Source organism: Spirosoma arboris (genome assembly GCF_009754945.1).
GTDB lineage: Bacteria > Bacteroidota > Bacteroidia > Cytophagales > Spirosomataceae > Spirosoma > Spirosoma arboris.
On the sequence record NZ_WPIN01000004.1, the window covers coordinates 40,243 to 56,736 of the forward strand.

A 16,494-nucleotide genomic window follows, 5' to 3' on the forward strand; every position below is an offset into this window, starting at 1 on the left:
ATGCTCGTCTGGTCTGACATACGGTTTCGATATACTATTCTTAGCGTAACAGCTGGTCTGTTCGGCGCGTCTGTCTGGTTGACGGCCTGCCACAGTTCGGTTGAAAAACCAGCTGAGATTGTTGCGGTTGAATCAAACCTTCCCGAAAAAGTCGATTACAATTTACACGTCAAGCCGATCTTGTCCGATCGTTGCTTTGCGTGTCATGGTCCCGATAAAGCCAAACAACAGGCAGGTTTGCGGTTAGACACGCCTGAAGGGGCCTATGAAGCATTGGCAAAAAGTGGTCACACGGCTATTGTACCGGGTAACCTGGCCAAGAGTGAACTGGTAAATCGCATCATTAGCACCGACCCCGACGTAATGATGCCGACGCCGAAATCCAATCTGAGCTTAACGACAGAAGAGAAAGCGATGCTTATTCGTTGGGTTGAGCAGGGGGCGGAGTACAAAGAACACTGGTCGCTTATTGCACCAACCTTGCCGGATATTCCAAAGGTGAAAGATGAGCAGTGGGTGAAAAACGACATTGACCGATTTATTCTGGCCAAACAGGAAGCCAAGGGGTTGCCGCACGCACCTGAGGCTGATAAAACAACTTTATTACGAAGGGTTAGTCTGGATTTGACAGGTCTTCCTCCAACACCTGCCGAAGTCGATGCGTTTCTGGCCGATAAGTCCCCAAATGCCTACGAGAAAGTTGTCAACCGATTATTGAAAAGCCCTCATTATGGTGAGCGACAGGCAGTTGAGTGGCTCGATGTGGCTCGCTATGCAGATACGGATGGCTATCAGGACGACGGCCTCCGAACGATCTGGCCCTACCGTGATTGGGTTATTCGGGCTTATAACCATAACCTGTCGTTTGACCGGTTCATTACCTGGCAATTAGCCGGTGATTTACTGCCCAATCTGAAAGCTTCGGCTGACTGGAAGGAAAAACTGATTGCTACGGCCTTCAACCGAAACCATCAGCAAAGTCAGGAAGGTGGCATTGTGGACGAAGAATACCGGGTAGAATATGTGGCCGACCGGACGAATACCTTTGGAAAAGCGATGCTTGGTCTAACGGTGGAGTGTGCTCGCTGCCATGATCATAAATACGACCCCATTAGTCAGAAAGATTATTATTCGCTGTTTGCCTTTTTCAACAGCAACAATGAGCGAGGCCAGATTCCGTACAATGGTGAAGCAGCTCCGACCATCACGCTGACAAAGCCCGAAACAGATGCTAAACTGAAATTTATTCGCGACCAGCTTACTCCGCTTGAACAAAAACTAAATCCAAATCGCCCCGATTATCAGCAACGGTTTGGGCAGTGGCTGGCGAAGACTCGTTCAATAAGTTCAATCGATTCTGGCCTTTTGGCGCATTATACATTTGATGAAGCGGATCGGACCGATATCAGCGCATTTGTGAAAGCGCAGAATGAGAAGCGAAAGCTAGAGAACGCCCAGAAAAAGAAAGAAGAAGAGGCCAAAGCCAAGCTTAAAAAGCCTGAGGTTAAGGTAGCCGAGAAGAAAGAGCCGCCAAAGCCAAAAACGAAAGAAGAGCTCTGGAAAGACCCCCGCAATGCGTTTGCCAATACGGTCAATGATACGTTACCCGCTCGGTTAGGGGGTGATCCCGACAAAGTAGCTTATTCGGTGCCGGGTCGTTTTGGCAAAGCACGATACCTGGGCGGTGATAGTTATATCGAGTTGCCGAGCAAGTTTGGTGCTTTTGAGCAAAACGAGCCATTTACTATTAGCAGTTGGTTTAACCTGGCGAAACCAGGTATGGCGCTCACCTTGCTGGGACGAACCACTGGGCCAATGGACGGTCAGCGTGGGTATCAGCTTGATTTATTAGCCGATGGGCGACTGAAGTTAGCCTTTAGCCACGTTTGGCCCGCCAATGCCATTGATATTGAAACGATTGATAAAGTGCCTGTTCACCAATGGTTTCAGGTCGCGTTTGCTTATGATGGAACGGGTCAGGCAAAAGGCATCACTGTATACATAAATGGCCGACCTGTCCGCACCAATGTAATTGCCGATAATCTGATTCATAGTATGGTGTATGGTCGCAATCTGACTCACTGGGCACAGCATAATTTTTATGTAGGTCGGATGCACGATAATTTCTACAAGGATTTTGCAGTCGATGAGCTTCGCATCTACAAGCGGTGCCTGACTCCGCTCGAAATGCCTGCTTTGGCGGGTCAACCTGATGTATTGGCAATAGCCCTCAAAACGCCTGTTGCTAACCGAACACCGACTCAGCGAACGGGCTTATATACCTACTACATTACAAATCAAGACCCCGTTTATCGGGCCGATTACGCTAAAGCGATGAAATTGCGAGGAGAGCAACTTATGCTCTATACCAACTCCGATCAGCTTATGATTATGCAGGAACGTCCGGTGCCGCGCGAAACGCATTTGCTGAAACGGGGTGCCTACGATGCCCCTGCCGAAGTGGTGACGCCCGCCGTTTTGCATAGCCTGAACCCAATGGACGAGGAGACGCCGAAGAATCGGCTTGGTCTGGCGAAGTGGCTTTTGTCTGATAAAAATCCCTTGTTTAGCCGCGTTATGGTAAACCGAATGTGGCAGCAATATTTCGGCCAGGGATTAGCTAAAAACAGCGATGATTTTGGTAATCAAGGCGCCTTGCCTAGCCATCCCGAGTTGCTGGATTATCTGGCCGTTAAATTCCGTGGCGAGGAAGGAACTCCCGATGCCTGGAATGCAAAGGCCATGCACAAATTAATTGTGATGTCAGCAACGTACCGACAGGCATCGGCAGTACCCGAAAAAACGCGAGAAACCGATCCGGAAAATATGTTCCTGACACGTGGGCCAAGCTACCGAATGTCGGCTGAGCAAGTACGTGACAATGCTCTGGCAGCAAGCGGTTTGTTAACTCAGCGAATAGGTGGACCAAGCGTTCTGCCTTATCAGCCATCGGGTATTTGGGAGGCTTTGGCTACGCGAAATGCAGTAAAATACGAACAGGATCACGGCGATAGTTTGTACCGTCGGTCGATGTACACCATCTGGAAGCGATCATCTCCCGCACCAATGATGCTCAACTTCGATGCGGCCGAGCGACACACCTGCATTGTGAAACGGCAGAAAACGAGTACTCCGCTCCAGGCACTTGTTACGTTGAACGACCCGCAATTTGTAGAAGCCGCGCGTGTACTGGCGCAACACGTAGTGCCAGCCATACCAGTCGGAAAGGAGCGACTAATGGCTATTTTCAAAGCCGTAATCAGCCGCCCAGCCCGACCCGAAGAAATTGCACTTATGGAGCAGCTTTACGCCGAGGAACTGACTGATTTTAAGCAGAACCCGAAACGGGCGGCAGAGTTATTATCCGTAGGCGAGTACCCGGTTGATCAAAAACTCAATCCGGTCGAATTAGCTGCCTGGACAGTAGTGACAAGTACAATAATGAATTTCGACGAAGCGATCATAAAACGGTAAAGGCTATGGATATTCAGGATCAATTACACGATCAGCTTAGCCGCCGGAATTTTCTGGGTCAGGCTAGCGCGGGCTTAGGCACCATTGCCCTGGCTTCACTCTTGAATCCAACCAACTTGTTTGGAGCTGCCGGGCCCGGAGAAAATCCCGCTGTTGGTAAACCACACTTCCCGCCAAAAGTGAAGCGGGTGATTTATTTGTTCCAGAGTGGTGCTCCTTCGCAGTTAGAATTATTCGATTACAAACCGAAACTCGAAGCTATGTGGGGGCAGGATTTACCTGCATCGGTGCGGAATGGACAACGGCTGACAGGCATGAGCGCGGGCCAGAGTCGGTTTCCGTTAGCGGCCTCAAAGTATAAATTTGCACAATACGGCCCCAGCCGAATGTGGATTAGCGAACTGTTGCCGCACACGGCCAGTATTGCCAGCGATCTAACATTTGTGCGCTCCTTACATACTGAAGCCATTAATCACGACCCGGCTGTAACCTTCTTTCAGACGGGAAGCCAACAAGCCGGACGTCCTTCATTAGGCTCCTGGGTTAGCTATGGATTGGGTTCTGACAATCAGAATTTACCTTCGTTTGTGGTGCTTCTGTCCAAAGGGCGCGATGGCGACCAGCCGTTGTATGCTAAACTCTGGAGCAATGGGTTTCTGCCATCGGTGCATCAGGGCGTCGTATTTCGGTCTGGACCAGATCCGGTTTACTACCTCAATAATCCACCGGGAATTGATAAATCCAGCCGTCGGCGTATGCTCGATTATCTGGGTAAACTGCATCAGGAACAATTCAAGCACGTACTGGACCCCGAAATAAATAGTCGGATGGCGCAGTATGAAATGGCGTACCGCATGCAGACATCTGTTCCTGAAACCCTCGATATTTCGAAGGAGCCAGACTATATTTTCGATATGTACGGGCCAGATAGTCGCAAGCCAGGTACGTTTGCCGCCAATTGTCTACTAGCCAGAAAGCTCGTTGAAAAAGATGTGAAATTCGTGCAGTTATACCACCAGGGTTGGGATCAGCACGGAAACTTGCCTAATGATATTAAAATCCAGGCAAAGAGCGTTGACCAACCTTCGGCGGCACTCATCATGGATTTGAAACAGCGTGGACTACTCGACGACACGCTCGTGATTTGGGGCGGAGAGTTCGGACGAGGAGCCTATTCGCAGGGAAAACTCACCCGCGATAACTACGGCCGCGATCACCACCCACGAGCATTTTCGGTCTGGATGGCTGGAGCTGGCGTCAAAAAAGGATTGGTCTATGGCGAAACCGATGATTTTGGGTATAACGTAATAAAGGAACCTGTTCATGTTCATGATTTCCAGGCGACAATTCTCCATTTGCTTGGCGTGGATCACGAAAAGCTAACGTTTAAGAGCCAGGGCCGACGTTACCGCCTGACCGATGTGCATGGTAACGTAGTGAAGCCATTATTGGCATAGTGATCGTTTGAATGTACCTTGCATGGGATATTTAGATACTTACCGTGCTTGAGAGTTTTAGTGTTATTCCTTCTCCAGTTTCTGCTTATCTATAGCAGTCTGGCCCAATTACGTTATGGAAATGAATGGATCGTTCCATCTCAGTCCTATGCAAAGATCAGCATTACTGAAAATGGTATCTATCGCATCAGCTATGCCGAACTAGTAAGTGCTGGTTTTGCTGTCGATACGGTCAATCCCCAAAATCTCCAACTGTTCCATCATGGGCGTGAACTGGCTATTGAAGTAGTCGGAGAGGCTGATGGGCGATTTGATTCTGCCGATTTTATTGAGTTTTACGCTGAAAAAAATAAGGGCGAACAAGACAGTCTAGTCTACTATCATGCCTCTCGCGCCAATCCCTATCACAGTTTATTTTCCGACGAAACGTTTTATTTTCTGACGATTGGACAAACTCCAGGCAAACGGATTCTGACTTATCCTTTCAAACCAACGAATCAGGCTCTCGAGAAATACCATCTGGAGGAACAACTTACTGTTTACTCCGATCAATATTCATTCAATAATTCCATTGGGTTAGTGCCTTCTGTACAGCAAAGCTATTTTGAAGAAGGAGAGGGATGGACAGGAAAATATATCACCTCTGACACGGTTGCCAGATTCAGCCTGAAATTCAAAAATCGAGTCAATACAGATGAACTACAGCCCATTTTAGAGTTTCAGGTAAATGGCCGCTCGCTCAATGACCACCAACTCTGGTACGCTTTAGATGAAAAAAGTCCATTAGATACTGTTGTAGTTGGCGCATTCAGCCCTCGAAAAATAACCCTATCTCTGGCCGAAAATGCGATAAACAATGAGTCTGTTTTATTGAAGACGCAGACATTGAAAGCGACTAATTACGACTGGTATTCAATGACCTATTTGAAGGTAGTTTATCCACAAAGTTTTCCACTAGATGGTCAGCGAAGTAAGTATTTCAATTTGCGCCCTAATAACCTGAATCAGTCTGTCGTACAGATTAGTGATTTGAGCGCTGATCACATTGTCTACATTATAACCGATCAGTACAATCTTGCCAAAATAACCAGTCAAACAAAGCAATTGGTTGTGCCTAATACAGCCACCCAACAACGAATGTTTGTTAGTGATGAGATCAAGAAAGTAAATGCTACCTCAATTGTTGACTTTCCTGTACTTGAGCCTAAAGGGGCTAATTATCTAATTGTTACACACAGTTCACTGCTGGAGTCAGCTAATCAATATGCTGCTTACCGTTTATCGGCAGCAGGAGGGAGCTATAAACCGCTGGTGATTGAAACGAAGGCTATTTACGAGCAGTTTAATTTTGGCGAACGGAGTCCTATCGCGATTCGCCGTTTTGCTGATTTTATGCTGTCGGGTGGGACTGATAAGCAATTGTTTTTGCTGGGGCGGGGGATTAGTTTTCCAGATGTGTTGAAAATATCAGAAGCCGATGACCTAGTGCCAACGTTTGGATATCCGGGTTCCGATGCATTGTTAACCATGGGATTGGCGGGCTTTCCTGAATTTGTACAGGCGATCTCCAGTGGCAGAATCAACGTAACAACCAATCAGCAGGCACTGAATTATCTGGCCAAAGTAAAAGAGTTTGAGCAAGCTGTACCTGATGAATGGCAAAAGCGAATATTGCATTTAAATGGCGGTCATGACAAAGCTGAAATTCTCTATTTAAAGAGCTTGATGGAGCAACTTCGCCCGGTTGCCGAAAATCAGTTTATGGGTGCACAGGTTAAAACAATCTCTAAAAAAACGGTTACCGAAGTAGAAGCTATTGATATTTCTAAAGAGGTGAATGAAGGTGTTTCCATGATTAGCTACGCTGGTCATGGATCGTCGAACACACTCGACTTTAATTTCGGTTATTGTTCAGCCCCAACCAGCAATTTTCATAATAAAGGAAAGTACCCTATCCTGTTTTTCAATGGTTGTAGCGTCAATAACATTTTTTATAAATACGATCCGCTCAGTACAGATTGGCTGATTACACCTGATAAGGGAGCAATTGCTGTTTTAGCTAGTTCATTTTGGAGTTACCCGAACAGTACGCAGCAGTACGTTTATACGTTTTATCAAAAGCTCTTTACCGACAGTTCGAGTATTACCCTGACTTTAGGGAAGATTCAGCAACTTGTTAATCAGAGTCTTTCGTCGCAGAGTGGTGATCTGACCTTAAGGAGTGATATGCAGCAGATTATTCTGCAAGGTGATCCTGCTCTGCATGTGTTTCCGTTGTCGAAACCAGACTATGTGGCTCGTAGTCTATTTCTTCAGACTCGAAAATCAGGGACGATTATTGCGAATGATGACTCGCTTACCGTTAATCTGATTTTAGCTAATGTCGGGAAATACCTGGCAAACCAACCGGTTTCAATAGCGCTAAGAAAAATATATACGAACAATGAAGTAACCAGTCAGAAATTCTCCATTCTGGTTGATGCTGTTCATGACACCTTGTTTTTCCCCATTAAGAAAGAGCTTTCCGTAAGACGAATAGAAATAACCATTGATAGCGATTCGACAATAGACGAACTCAATGAAGCTAATAATCAACTAGCTATTGATTTAGCCGATTGGCCGGAAATCCAGAAAAGCAGCGTTTATCCCATCAATGCTTTGCCCGACCAACTAAATCCAATATTGTCAGTCACGATTGATAATCGAGTTATTAAGAATGGGGACTACGTTTCGGCTAACCCCATCATTCAAATTGGTTTAACGGATGAAAATCAGTTGTCTATTGGCGATTTAGCCAATATGCAGGCTTACCTAAAACAATGTGATTCCTGCCCATTTGTAGCTTTAAAACCACAGTCGGGGTCGGCGATCTCATCTGTGTCGTTGATGGCCACCTATCCGTTAGTACAACTTGCTGCCGGTACATATGAACTTCTGGCAATGGGCCGCGATGCGGCCGGAAATTCATCAGGAAACCCGTATGATATCACATTTAAGGTGATAGATGAATCGACTCCAATTCAATGGAAAGCGTATCCTAATCCAAGTAATGAGGTTGTGCAAATCAGCTTTACGCTCACTGGGAAAATAGTGCCCAAAACAGCCAAACTCCAGATTTTTAATAGTATAGGCGTACTTGTTGATAGCTATTTCGTCACGCCTTTTATTGGTGAAAATACAGTCTATTGGGAAAATCTCCGATTGCAGCCCGCTGGCCTGTATCATGGTAGTCTGGAAATAACCTGGGAAGACGGCAGGCTGGAGACCGTTAGAGGTAAACTCGTGAAACGGTAGGCGTATTGTTATTCTTTACCGGATTCAATCAATGTCCATTGCTGACGGTAGCCATAAGCAATTTGTCCTTTACCTATACAATTAGACGAGCTTTGACAATAGGCCAGATCTGTAGTTTCTTTAAAAATCAACCCTGTTTGATAAGCATATATTGCCAACTGACGATGTAGAGAAATAGCCGTTGAGTCATTTTTCTTATCGGTAACCTGAGCAGTATTGGAGTAATTGATAGTACCGATCTTATAAGGCTTCCCAACTTTTGTGTATTGATATAGGGTGGCTGGCAGCGCATTATACTCATTTTGATTCCAAGAAATAGTAGTAGCAACCGGAAAAATGAGTTTTACATAAGCTATATTATTCTCGGTACGAATCAGCTTATCGGGCCACTGTTGCATAGTCCAGATTGAATCAGCTCGCCAGTTGTCCGACAATCGGCTTTTTTTGTAGCGGGTCAATTTATAGGTTTTACTTCCCTGTGTTGTTGACAGCAACTCCCCAATCGTTTCTTTGAAAAAATAAGTACTTGAAATTGAAGAATCACTTAGCGAATACTGTTCTTCCTGGACTTCATATATCCAAAAACGTCCTGTTTCCGCATGTGCATAGTCGCCGTCATACTGCGTGCTAATAGTCACCTGCTTGCAGGCATATAGAAGTAGTAAAATGCAGATAGCGCTTACATTGAACTTGTTCTGGGTGAGCTTAACCTTAAGCATGACGGCTTTCAAACCTTTTCAGCCTTATGCCTGAAAGTCATTTACTGATGACATGGTATCAGAAGCACTTCCTCCTTTCAGTGTTAGTTGAGAGACGTGCCCGTACTTAATGAGTTTCGGTTGTTTATAGGCTCGTTTAACCTTTTTTACAGAGATGGTGGTGTAGTTACGCTTCATGTGATAAAATGGAAAATTTTAGGTTACTCAAACAGCTTACGGAATACTAATTTTGAATGATTATTTATGTGAACGTAGACTATTGAAAACCTCTCTATTAACATCTTTCGGCGCTTGGTTACCAGAATCAGCGCTTAAGAAAGTATATATTGTTACTTTAGAAAGACTCGTCAATGAATAAAGTAGTAGAGACACTACTAATAGTTTTTTCGTAAACACATAAATTTATTGTGTGTAAATTTATGTAATTTATTTTTTAGAAATAGAGTATTTAAATGGCTTTTACAGAAACTATGAAGCTAAGTGGATCTGTGAATAGCACATTACAATTTATTTCTAAAGCAAATGGGCTGACCGTCTTGAAGACGGTCAGCCCATTTGCTTTAGAATCCCTTATGCTCAATTTTACGCTAACACATTCTTATCAGGTGCTTATAATCCCCAACATAGTCAGCTAATTGAATTCGCTGGCGTACAATTAAGTTAGCTACAACTGATCAAAGGCCGCTAATAACTCGGGAATAGACATTATTTGTCGAGTTACTATCATACAATTGTGATGCATCATCCGTGATATTAACCATTACATTTGACGCACTGCCTGCATTGGCACTCGTGCGGGTAATGCTTAAGCCTAGAACCGATTTACCACTTGCCGCAATAGGCTGCCCACCGACAGCGGTCAACGTTAATTGCTTGTCTGACAAGTTATTCGTGACACTCCATTTTGTATTATCTACCGTAACTGGATTAGCCTCACCATCTGTGACATTGATTGTGGTGAGCGTATTATCATAAGCTAAGGTATAGCCCACTGGCGCCGTGATTGTTATAACAGTATTGCCAGTAGCAGAAAGCATATTACCAACCTCTGTTATAGTAACAAGGAAGGTGTTGGTCGCATTATCACTGAAGTTAGCCTGAGGTAGATCAATTGTAGGTGTCAAATCCGGGGCGGCAAACAGAAAACGAGCTGTTACTGGATAGTGGTCGGAAGTAGTTGTACCCCCTGTAACAGGTCGGACATTATTTACCGAATTTGTTATGTACTGTATACCGCTTGCCGTAAATGTTCCGTTTGTGCTAATCTCATTCGAGACCGTTAAATGGTCGATAATATCCGGATAAGAAGCCGTACTGGGTACATTACAATTACTGAGTTGCTTGGTGATAACCGTATAGTCTGGAGAAGTTGTAAAAGCACTAAATGACGAAACAAAAGTGGTGGTTCCATCAATATAAATTGATTGATCTGCGTCGTCATTATAATCGCCCATAATTAGCACGTTATCGTTTGGATACGTAGCATCAAGGTATGTTTTTAAGGAATTGAAATCAGCTATACGGCGATTGTATGATGATACATCAGAACCCGACTTAGCATGAAGCCCAACCAGTTTAAGATTTTTCTTGATACCATTTATCGTGACATCGCAATTCATTAGCAAAGGGAATCGGTTTGATGCCCAATCGCTGCTACCCGCAGTACCTGTCAGAATCTGGCTTGCTGATACATTGGTGACAATCGCTTTATCGTACACAAAGCATACTTTCTGGGCATATGTTGTCGCATCTCCTGTTACTTCTGGATCATCGAACCAGTGCGAATAGTAAATAGCTGGTGTACGGGTTGGATCAGCACCACATGTATACGTATATGATTTTCCTGTGTTTGTACTTAAAGTAGCAACAATAGCGTCTAGTTTGGTAAGATCACAAATCTCCTCCAGGCAATAGATATCCTTGTTCATTGTCTGGAGTTGAGTCGCTACATTGCTTTGTTGCTGCGCTTCATTTGTAGGCCCAAAACCTGTGTTGCCTAACCATTCGACATTCCACCAGACAATATCTAAGGTGCCAGTAACCGCAGTGCCTGATCCACCTGTACCCACTTCCGGACATGCAGCCGCAGTTGGTGTTGAGCCAGGAACATCATCTGTCGAACGAGGTAATAACTGGCAAACATTATTGAACAGGCTAACTACACCTGTAATATCTATGGTACCCGTAGGCTTGGATGCCGTAACCAGATTAGTGCCATTCTGAATCCGTATAACCGTGCCATCGCTTAAGGTGTAATTGGTATTACCCGCAAAGGCTGTCGCTGATGAGGCAATCGTTACACCAGGCAGGGTTACCAGTTCCCCTTTATGATCGCAAAGTGTAGCTGTTGTAACAGTTGTAGAGGTTGGTATTACGTTGGCCGCACCCGTATTGACAAAGCATCCGGTAAAGGTGCCTAGCTCTTTGTCTGTATTGTAGGTACTTAGTGTACCTGTTACCTGAATTTCATCGCCAATAGTTAGCTCTGGAATAGGTGTTGTGGTGCCTGTACCCGTATAGAGTAAAATACCGCCAGTTGCATCCTGAATATAAATATTGGTGCCTATATTCGAAATTACCCGACCGGTAACCGTATATACAGTACCATCTGTTCCGGCTCTGACTGCACCAATAGGAATAGAAGTACCACATGGGCCTACTGAGCCCGCAGGATAAACAGCGCCACTTAGAGCGACGGTTTTGGCTCCCGTTACCTCAGAACTACTTACTGTTACGCTACCTGAATAAGTGCTGGTAGAAAGCCCTGCAGTTAAATGAGCATAGATAGTTTTGTTAACCGTCCCATCTCCTAAAGGTAAAACTTCAATAGGACTGTTTGCATAGGTTGTGCCATCAGTTGAAATATCAAAATTAGCTGGAGGGACAACCGTAACAGAAGTAGTAGGCGTCAGGTTACTGCCAGTAACTGTAAATGAAACAGGAGATGATGGGCCATTGTCTACAATGTAGTATATCCCCGATTTTGTAGTTGGCAAAACACTAAGGGCTGGCCCGGTTGGATTACATAGATTTGCCGATGCTGATATATTACGTGGATTGGGAGCGCCAGTGGCAAAGTCAGAGGAATTATTGTCAGTCTCTGTACAGCCATTGCTCCCTCGCAAAATAGCCGTTGTATTACTGGGAGCTGGAGTAGGGCCTGAGCCTTCGAAACAATTGGCAGTGCCAAAACCAACAAAATCAACAACATTAGCACCTGCAGCACATGAACCTGATAAGGCTGTGGGAACACTCACCAGGGCTACCTTACCTGCAGTTCCTGACAAAGCTATAGTCCCTATGGCATCTGGCGTAGGAAGGTTCACAGTACCTCCTGAACCAATCGATTCCTGTACTAGGTAATATCTGCCAGGCTGGATTGTGCCGGAAAGATTGGTTACCTGCCAGCTCGTTCCTGAAGATGATGCATATTGCACACTCCATCCATCAATATTAACAGGCGTGTTGCCTCGGTTGAATAATTCAATAAAGTCATTTTTGTAAGTAGCTCCAGCGTTTCCACCACCACCATACACTTGACTAATAACAATGTTTGCGGATACTGTTGGGGCTAGATTCCCTTTACTAGCAACATGGGTAGTAAATACCTTGGCTGAACTACCAGAAGTTGCCGAATAGCGACCTGGATTCTTGTTATTACCTGCCCAGGCCATCGAAGGACTGGAACTAGCTAAGGAGCTAAGTGGTAATGCCATCTGCGCTTGCAGTGCGTGCGTTACCAAAAGAAAAGATAGGACGAAGAGTAAGTTTTTTAGCATAATAAAATGATTCAGAGACCGCCGAGTGGCAAAAATTGAAGTGATTTAACGTTTAATTATTTTATAAATTAAAAACACAATCGTGTACAACGAGTGTTTTAGTGTATTATTTATTTATGTTCATAATTATGTACAAATTAAAATTTAAAATTTTATGAAATAACGTAGTCTGTTAGCCTACCCAAACGAATTGGGTCAGAATACGCTATGTTTTAAGGATAAAATGAGCATAAATTTCCCTATATATACCACTGATATACAAAGAACTGCACCGATAATAAGTAGCTGATTTAACCTTTCAAGGTATAAGAACAAAAGGATATATATTGTTTATTATCAATATGTTAACTTTTGGTTTATTGTTTGTTTAGCCAGTATTGGACTAGAATAAATTCTTCCGCATTACTTTTATGGAAAATTAGCCCGATAGCAAATTTTATCTGGATTCGTATAAGCGGGTAGGATGCTAAATCATACAGTCAGTAGTACTAAAGAGATTATTTTTGGCGCAGTTTAAGAGTAGTATAAGTCTGAATAATTGCTGGCTGATTTAAGTGTATGAAAGACTGGTGGAAACGGTTTAGTGAGTTTTCTCATTTATCCCTTGCTGACAAATTGTTGATCGGACAGACAGTCGCGATTATGATCGTGATACGAGCAGGCCTTAAACTGCTTTCGTTTCAGCAATTCAGGAAGCTTTATGGCAAATTGCTTACAGTAAGGAAGTCCACGACTACATCCGACAAATTAATAGAACGACAAGTTTGGGCTATACAAAAGGTGAGTGGTACACTTGCAGCGGTTTGCTTGCCACAAGCCTTGGCTCTAACGTATTTTCTAAGGAAAGAAAAAGGTATTGAGCTAGTAGTAGGTGTTCAGAAAAAACAGGCGTTTGAAGCCCACGCATGGGTCGAGAAAAGTGGGAGAATCCTAATTGGAGAATCACCCGATAATAGCTTTAAACCGCTTTGGGTGTGGCAATAACCCATAAAAAAACAGCTAAAAAAAGACATACAGAGTCTTAAGCCGTTTAGACTATAAGGTAATAAGAGTGTCTATGCAGCAACAATTGGATATATGGATAAGGGCGGTGGTTCGCTGGTTTGGCTACATTCCCAATCGTGATTTGTCGGGATGGATACTACTATTAACGGCTGTCTTGTTGGGCTTGGCAGTTGATTTCGTGGTGACACAAATCATCCGGTTTATCGTGCGCCGTCGGTCGTTTCGAACCCTGGGTTTGCTCAAAATCTATGCACGTTGGGCATTCTGGGTGTTTGTACCCTCCTTATTTTTTCTGCTGGCAACCAATATACAATCGGAGCGATTTCTTCGACGGCATCCTATGGCCGATAAAACGGCCGAAATTCTATTTCTAATTGCCACGACCTGGCTGGTCATTCAATTATTGAAGGTCGGCGAATTACGATTGATCAACGAGTATGACACAACGAAAGATGTTAATCTCTCACAACGGAAGTTCGTTACGCAGGTTCGTTTTTTTCGCCGAATGATAGCGATTGTTGTGATTATTCTGGGGACTTCGTTGCTGCTCATCTCGTTTCAGGGAAGTCGGAAAGTAGGATTGAGTGTACTGACATCAGCGGGTGTTGTATCGGTCGTTATTGGTTTTGCTGCGCAGAAAACACTCGCAAATTTATTGGCTGGTATCCAAATTGCTTTTAATCAGCAGATTAGATTGGATGATGCCGTCGTCGTTGAAAAGGAGTGGGGACGTATTGAGGAAATTAATATGACAAGTGTTATTGTACGGCTTTGGGATCGTCGTCGATTGATTCTCCCAATCACCTATTTCGTTGAAACGCCCTTTGAAAACTGGACTCGATCCGACGCGTCTATTGTCGGGTCTATTTTTCTGTATATGGACTATAACGTACCCGTCGATAAAGTCCGGGCACAAGCCAGAAAGATAGCCGAAAATGATCCGCTTTGGACAGGTGATGCCTTTGCTGTGCAGGTAACCGATACAATGCCAACCTGTATTCAGATACGTATATTGGTGTCAGCTCAAGACGCACCATCGGCCTTTGATTTGCGCTGCCACATGCGGGAGCAACTAATTGCCTTCATCCGCGATGAATATCCGCAAAGCTTACCGCAAACCAGATTAGTATTGGCTGAGGAACTCAAGCCAGTGGAAAAAGAAGTGTAAAGATATATGACGTATAATATAGGATATATGATGTGGCTGCGCGAAAGCAATACATCATATATCCTACATCCCTCTATTCTTCCCAGCCAAACGACCGTTCAATGGCCTTTTGCCAGCCTCGCATGAGTCGCGCTCGTTGAGCTTCATCCATGTCGGGTTCGTAGGTTTTGGCGATTCCCCAATTCTGACGTAAGTCATCCAGATTCTGCCAGTAGCCTACAGCAAGTCCAGCGGCATAAGCGGCTCCAAGGGCCGTTGTTTCGGTCATGCGCGGGCAAACGACGGGACCATTCAGTACATCAGCCTGGAACTGCATCAGTAGTGAGTTGACAACCATACCGCCATCAACCCGTAGCGATTTGAGAGAAACGCCCGCATCCTGCTCCATCGCTCGAACGACATCAACCGTCTGATAAGCAGTTGCTTCCAATACGGCCCGTGCCAAATGACCTTTAGTCACGAAACGCGTCAGGCCAGCAATAACGCCACGGGCGTCGGCTTTCCAGTGGGGTGCATACAGGCCCGAAAAAGCAGGCACAAAATAAGCTCCACCATTGTCGTCTACCGAACGAGCGAGTGTTTCGATATCAGTACTTTTCTTGATAATACCCAAATTGTCACGAAGCCACTGTACGAGCGCGCCTGTAATGGCTACACTGCCTTCGAGTGCATATCGAACAGGCTCGTTCTGGAATTGATACGCTACCGTCGTTAATAATCCATAAGTAGACTCACGTAATTCGGTCCCAGTGTTCATGAGTAGGAAGCAGCCAGTACCGTAGGTGTTTTTCGCCTGACCCGCTTCAAAACAGGTTTGGCCAACCAGAGCTGCCTGCTGATCGCCGAGAATACCAGCGATTGGGACACCCGGCAAAACTTCTGATGTCACGTTTCCGTATATCTCGCTACTAGGTCGGATTTGAGGTAACATGGCTCGTGGTACCGTAAAATCACTGAGTAAGGCGTCGTCCCAATTAAGGGTGCGAAGGTTCATTAATTGAGTCCGGCTGGCGTTTGTTACATCGGTGAGGTGAAGACCCCCATGTGGGCCACCTGTCAGGTTCCACACCACGAAGGTATCCATGTTGCCAAAAAGAGCGTCACCACGCTCAGCGTCTTCGCGAAGGCCTGCTACGTTGTCTAACAGCCATTTTAGTTTCAATCCACTGAAATAGGTAGCTAAGGGGAGCCCTGTTTGGGTTCGAAAACGATCTTGCCCTCCATCTGCTGAAAATTGAGCAACTAAATCAGCTGTACGCATGTCCTGCCAGACAATCGCATTGTAGTAAGGTTTCCCCGTTTTTCGGTTCCAGACTACAGTGGTTTCGCGCTGGTTGGTGATGCCGATGGCTGCAATATCCTGTACAGAGAGTTTGCCTTTGATCCGGGCTAAGGCGACAACTTCAAGCGTATTCCGCCAGATTTCTTCGGGATCATGCTCGACCCAGCCGGGTTGTGGGTAAATTTGTTTATGTTCTTTCTGAGCCACAGAGACAATTTGGCCCTGTCGGTCGAATACGATGCAGCGGGTACTGGTTGTTCCCTGGTCAATGGCGGCTACGTAGGTAGGCATAAGGTGTTTAGGGATATTCGTTTAG

At 45.0% G+C, this 16,494-nt stretch carries 9 protein-coding genes; 5 read left to right on the forward strand and 4 right to left on the reverse strand.

Annotated features, from left to right (window positions below):
- From GO755_RS11435 to porU2, 3 genes are read left to right on the forward strand one after another with little or no spacing between them, the layout of a single operon-like run.
- Entirely contained in the window at positions 1 to 3,474 is a 3,474-nt protein-coding gene (locus tag GO755_RS11435; RefSeq protein ID WP_157584898.1) for a DUF1553 domain-containing protein, read from the forward strand.
- 5 nt (positions 3,475 to 3,479) lie between these two features.
- Entirely contained in the window at positions 3,480 to 4,931 is a 1,452-nt protein-coding gene (locus GO755_RS11440) for a DUF1501 domain-containing protein (RefSeq protein ID WP_157584899.1), read from the forward strand.
- Positions 4,932 to 4,991: 60 nt separating this feature from the next.
- Positions 4,992 to 8,225 (forward strand): putative type IX secretion system sortase PorU2, encoded by a 3,234-nt coding sequence (porU2, locus tag GO755_RS11445; protein ID WP_157584900.1) that lies wholly within the window; start codon positions 4,992 to 4,994, stop codon positions 8,223 to 8,225.
- Positions 8,226 to 8,233: 8 nt separating this feature from the next.
- Here porU2 and GO755_RS11450 read toward each other — a convergent pair whose 3' ends face one another.
- The 3 genes from GO755_RS11450 to GO755_RS11455 form a co-directional block, all read right to left on the reverse strand.
- Positions 8,234 to 8,944, reverse strand: coding sequence for a hypothetical protein (locus GO755_RS11450; protein WP_157584901.1), 711 nt, complete (start codon positions 8,942 to 8,944; stop codon positions 8,234 to 8,236).
- 24 nt (positions 8,945 to 8,968) lie between these two features.
- A complete protein-coding gene (locus GO755_RS40900; protein WP_198174814.1) occupies positions 8,969 to 9,121 on the reverse strand; it encodes a hypothetical protein in 153 nt (50 codons plus the stop codon).
- Positions 9,122 to 9,618: 497 nt separating this feature from the next.
- Positions 9,619 to 12,723: a lamin tail domain-containing protein gene (locus GO755_RS11455; protein ID WP_198174815.1), complete on the reverse strand. Its 3,105-nt coding sequence runs from the start codon at positions 12,721 to 12,723 to the stop codon at positions 9,619 to 9,621.
- Between the two features lie 558 nt (positions 12,724 to 13,281).
- Here GO755_RS11455 and GO755_RS11460 point away from each other — a divergent pair.
- Together GO755_RS11460 and GO755_RS11465 are read left to right on the forward strand one after the other, a co-directional pair.
- Positions 13,282 to 13,707 (forward strand): lasso peptide biosynthesis B2 protein, encoded by a 426-nt coding sequence (locus tag GO755_RS11460; protein ID WP_157584902.1) that lies wholly within the window; start codon positions 13,282 to 13,284, stop codon positions 13,705 to 13,707.
- Between the two features lie 73 nt (positions 13,708 to 13,780).
- Positions 13,781 to 14,896: a mechanosensitive ion channel family protein gene (locus GO755_RS11465; protein ID WP_157584903.1), complete on the forward strand. Its 1,116-nt coding sequence runs from the start codon at positions 13,781 to 13,783 to the stop codon at positions 14,894 to 14,896.
- A gap of 73 nt (positions 14,897 to 14,969) precedes the next feature.
- Here the strand turns inward: GO755_RS11465 and glpK are convergent, their stop codons facing one another.
- Entirely contained in the window at positions 14,970 to 16,469 is a 1,500-nt protein-coding gene (glpK, locus tag GO755_RS11470; protein ID WP_157584904.1) for a glycerol kinase GlpK, read from the reverse strand.
- Positions 16,470 to 16,494: the final 25 nt, after the last annotated feature.